The following is a 4,125-nucleotide window of genomic DNA, read 5'->3' as shown; positions in this document are numbered from 1 at the left end:
AATATTTATTCAATAGTTTGGTAAAATTAACAATAAAACATCAATTTTATTGTTTTTGTCGCTTTTTTGATGTCTTTTCATAAATTGCGGTTTATGAGCAGTTTATGATTTCAAATAAGCTTTTTTTTCGAAAATCTTCACGGAAATATTTCCTTTTTCCAGAGCTACAGATTTCAGAAGGCAAAAGTAGTTTTTGTTTTTAAAAAAGCAACGGAAATTTTACGTGAAAAAGTAAAATAATGAACAAAATTTTAAAATAATCCCAGATATAGAGAAATATGTATTGAGATTTTGGTTTCCGCTTTAAAAAATCTCTGATTTGAGGCCTAAATAATTGAATTTTAACCATACGGTTGAGCATGTTGTCGTCTGTCTGCCTTATATATAAACAAAATAAAAAAAGCGATTCCAGAGAATCGCTTTTTTTATTTTGTTTATAAATCTCTATAAGATTATAAAGATGCCATATGTTGTAATAAGTCAACAATTTTGTTAGAGTAACCCCATTCGTTGTCATACCATGAAACCACTTTTACGAAGTTATCATTCAAAGAGATACCAGCTTTAGCATCAAAGATAGAAGTTCTTGCATCACCTAAAAAGTCTGTAGAAACAACTTCGTCTTCAGTATAACCTAAAATACCTTTTAACTCGCCTTCAGAAGCAGCTTTCATAGCGGCTTTGATAGCTTCGTAAGAAGCAGGTTTTTCTAATCTAACTGTTAAATCAACTACAGAAACGTCTGCTGTAGGAACACGGAAAGCCATACCCGTTAATTTACCTTTAATTTCTGGGATAACTAAACCAACAGCCTTAGCAGCACCGGTAGAAGAAGGGATGATGTTTTGGTATGCGCCACGGCCACCTCTCCAGTCTTTTACTGAAGGACCATCAACAGTTTTTTGAGTTGCTGTAGCAGCATGTACAGTGGTCATTAAACCTTCTAATACACCAAAGTTGTCATTTAATACTTTAGTTATTGGAGCCAGACAGTTTGTAGTACAAGAAGCATTAGATACAATGTTTTGATCAGCTCTTAAAGTTTTGTGGTTAACACCCATTACAAAAGTAGGGGTGTCGTCTTTTGCAGGTGCAGACATAACTACTTTTTTAGCACCAGCTTCGATATGATTTTGAGCAGTTTCCTGAGTTAAGAAAAAACCAGTAGACTCAATGATGTATTCAGCACCAACTTCGTTCCATTTCAAATTTGCCGGATCTTTTTCTGCAGTAACACGTATAGTTTGACCATTAACGATCAAATTTCCGTCTTTTACTTCTACAGTTCCATCAAATTTACCATGTGTAGAATCGTATTTTAGCATATAAGCCATATAATCAACGTCAATTAAGTCATTGATACCAACAACCTGAATATCGCTTCTTTTTATTGCTGCTCTAAAAGCTAATCTTCCGATTCTTCCGAATCCGTTAATTCCAATTTTCATTTCTATTTAATTTTTATTTGCGTAATAATTCAATAAGTTATAAATGGGCTCTTTCACTACAGACCTTATTTCTATGTCTTTCTCTTGAGCCACTTCTAATAAATAATCTTCAAAGTTTGCAGAAACAGTTCCTACAAAATGAATAGGTTGCTGGTTTCCATATTGCTCTCGTAAAGGGATGAGATAAGTATCCATAAAAAGAGAAAAACCTTTTTTTACAAAATCCTTTACGAAGGGGTGTTCTTTGTTTTCCAACAGCAAATCTACGAAAGAACTTAGAAAAAGATTAGGATGAGCTTGTTTATATACCTTATCCAAAACCAATTTTTTATCTAAATCGTACTTTTTGTTGAAAATTCTTTTAAAATCTGCCGGAAGGGTATGGGTAAGATGTTGTTTAATCAGCATTTTTCCCAGCCAATTGGCAGATCCTTCATCTGCAATAGCATAACCTAAACCAAAATTGTTCTCAGTTATTTTTTTTCCATCGAAGTATGCGGCATTAGAGCCGCTACCCATAATGCATACAATTCCCGGTTCGTCATTACAAGTGGCTTTTGCAGCTGCTTCCAGATCGTGGTAAACGTATACCTTGCTATATCTGAAAAATTTGGAAAAAGCATCCTGAATGACTTCATTTCTTTCCTGGGAAGTCGCTCCGGCGCCAAAGAAATATATCTTTTTTATTTTCTCAGCATTATGAATAAACTTGATGTTCTTATTAAGGAGATTAAGAATATATTTCTCATCGTTAAAGAATGGGTTTATTCCCTGCGTACGAATGTCAAGAACTTCTTTGTCCTTATCTGCAATTTTCCATGTTGCAAATCTAGAGCCACTATAAACAACAGCTATCATTTATGCTAATATGGTTGACATTTCCATTAAATCATCTTCCAGTTTAAAGTCATGTCTCGCAATAGATTCTTCCAGGTCTGTAAAACTAATATTGTTTCCTTTAAGCCCAACCATTTTGCGAGTTTCACCAGCAAGAATTGCTTTTACAGCAGCATAGCCCATTCTACTACCTAAAATCCTATCGAAACTACTTGGACTGCCGCCTCTTTGTAAGTGGCCTAAGATAGTAACTTTTGTATCGAAGTAGCTAATTTTTTCTTTCACTTTTTGTGCTACATTGTATGCACCACCGTTTTTGTCACCTTCTGCTATAATAACAATGCTGGAAGATTTAGAATTTTTTGCACCATCTTCCAAGGTTGCAATTAAATTTTCTATGGCAGTTTCTTTTTCAGGAAGTAAAATGGCTTCTGCACCACCTGCAATACCAGCTCTAAGTGCAATACATCCGGCATCTCGGCCCATTACTTCAATAAAGAATAACCTGTCATGAGATTCTGCTGTATCTCTGATCTTATCTATAGCTTCAATAACAGTATTTGTAGCTGTATCAAAACCAAGGGTAAAGTCAGTTCCGTATAAATCGTTGTCAATCGTTCCCGGTATGCACATTACGGGAATATCAAAGTTTCTGGATAATCTTTCTGCTCCTGTAAAAGTTCCGTCTCCGCCAATAGCAACTAAGGCATCAATACCTTCTTCTTTTAAATTGTTAAAAGCTTTTTGCTGCCCTTCTTCGGTTTTGAACTCTAAACAACGAGCAGTTTTAAGTATGGTTCCGCCCAATTGCATAATGTTGCTAACAGAATGTCGGTTCATTAAAATAAAGTTTTTGTCTATCATTCCCTGATAGCCTTGTTTAATTCCAACCATTTCGCACCCGAAATGTAATCCTGTTCTAACAACGGCCCGAATACAGGCATTCATGCCCGGAGCGTCGCCCCCTGAAGTAAATACTGCTATTTTTTTTATTTTAGACATCAAATTAAGAGAATAATTTTGTTTTGTTTTGGGCTTACTAATATACGTGTATTTTTTACACTAAGTGTTATTTTTTGGAAATTTTTTTTAACCTTTGCAGGGTGTTGATTGGTTAATAAACTTAATATTTATCATTTTGACGTATTTACCGCATTTAAACTCTATTTTCTCTGTAGACTGTGTGATCTTCGCTTTTGATGAAGGCGAGCTGAAGATTTTATTGATAGAGAGAAATCAGGATCCATATAAAGACTGGTTTGCTTTACCAGGAAATATGGTGAATAATGATGAAAGTATTGATGCTGCAGCAGAGCGGGTACTTTACGAACTAACAGGTCTTAAAGATATCTATATGGAGCAATTCCACACCTTTGGCGAGCTAAACAGGCATCCTAAAGGAAGAATTATTACAGTAGCTTATTTTGCAATGATAAGATTAAATAGTGCGAAAGATGTAAGACCAGTAATACCTTATGCAAAAAATGCTTCCTGGGTTTCTATTAAAGAACTACCAGAACTTGGTTTTGACCATAAAATGATTTTCGAAAAGGGCTTCGAGAGAGTGAAGAGTAAAATTAGTTATCAGCCATTGGCTTTTGAACTGTTACCAGAGAAGTTTACGCTTACCCAGTTGCAGAATTTGTACGAGTTGATATTGAATAAAAAGCTGGATAAAAGGAATTTCAGAAAGAAAATTCTGGCTTATGATATTTTAAAAGAACTCGACGAAAAACAAAAGGGAGTTTCTTACAGAGCGGCTAAACTTTACAAATTTGATAGAAGAAAATACAGCAAATATTTTCAGAACGAATTGTCTTTTTCTAAAGATTAGTAACTA

4 protein-coding genes are annotated in these 4,125 nt (G+C 34.7%); 1 reads left to right on the top strand and 3 read right to left on the bottom strand.

Features of this window, described 5'->3' with window-relative positions; translation table 11 throughout:
- Positions 1 to 452 precede the first annotated feature (452 nt).
- From gap to pfkA, 3 genes are read right to left on the bottom strand one after another with little or no spacing between them, the layout of a single operon-like run.
- On the bottom strand, positions 453 to 1,448 hold the full coding sequence (gene gap, locus ABWO41_RS16070) for a type I glyceraldehyde-3-phosphate dehydrogenase (protein ID WP_353140221.1): 996 nt from the start codon (positions 1,446 to 1,448) through the stop codon (positions 453 to 455).
- A gap of 6 nt (positions 1,449 to 1,454) precedes the next feature.
- Positions 1,455 to 2,306, bottom strand: coding sequence for a hypothetical protein (locus ABWO41_RS16065; RefSeq protein ID WP_353140219.1), 852 nt, complete (start codon positions 2,304 to 2,306; stop codon positions 1,455 to 1,457).
- The gene (gene pfkA, locus ABWO41_RS16060) at positions 2,307 to 3,287 is read right to left on the bottom strand and encodes a 6-phosphofructokinase (protein ID WP_353140217.1); all 981 of its coding nucleotides are present in this window, start codon (positions 3,285 to 3,287) and stop codon (positions 2,307 to 2,309) included.
- A gap of 136 nt (positions 3,288 to 3,423) precedes the next feature.
- On the opposite strand from pfkA, the gene ABWO41_RS16055 reads away from it, so the two are divergent.
- A complete protein-coding gene (locus ABWO41_RS16055; RefSeq protein ID WP_353140215.1) occupies positions 3,424 to 4,119 on the top strand; it encodes an NUDIX hydrolase in 696 nt (231 codons plus the stop codon).
- Positions 4,120 to 4,125: the final 6 nt, after the last annotated feature.

Source organism: Pseudopedobacter sp. (genome assembly GCF_040392825.1).
Lineage (GTDB): Bacteria > Bacteroidota > Bacteroidia > Sphingobacteriales > Sphingobacteriaceae > Pseudopedobacter.
This window is presented reverse-complemented; position numbering and strand designations above follow the sequence as displayed.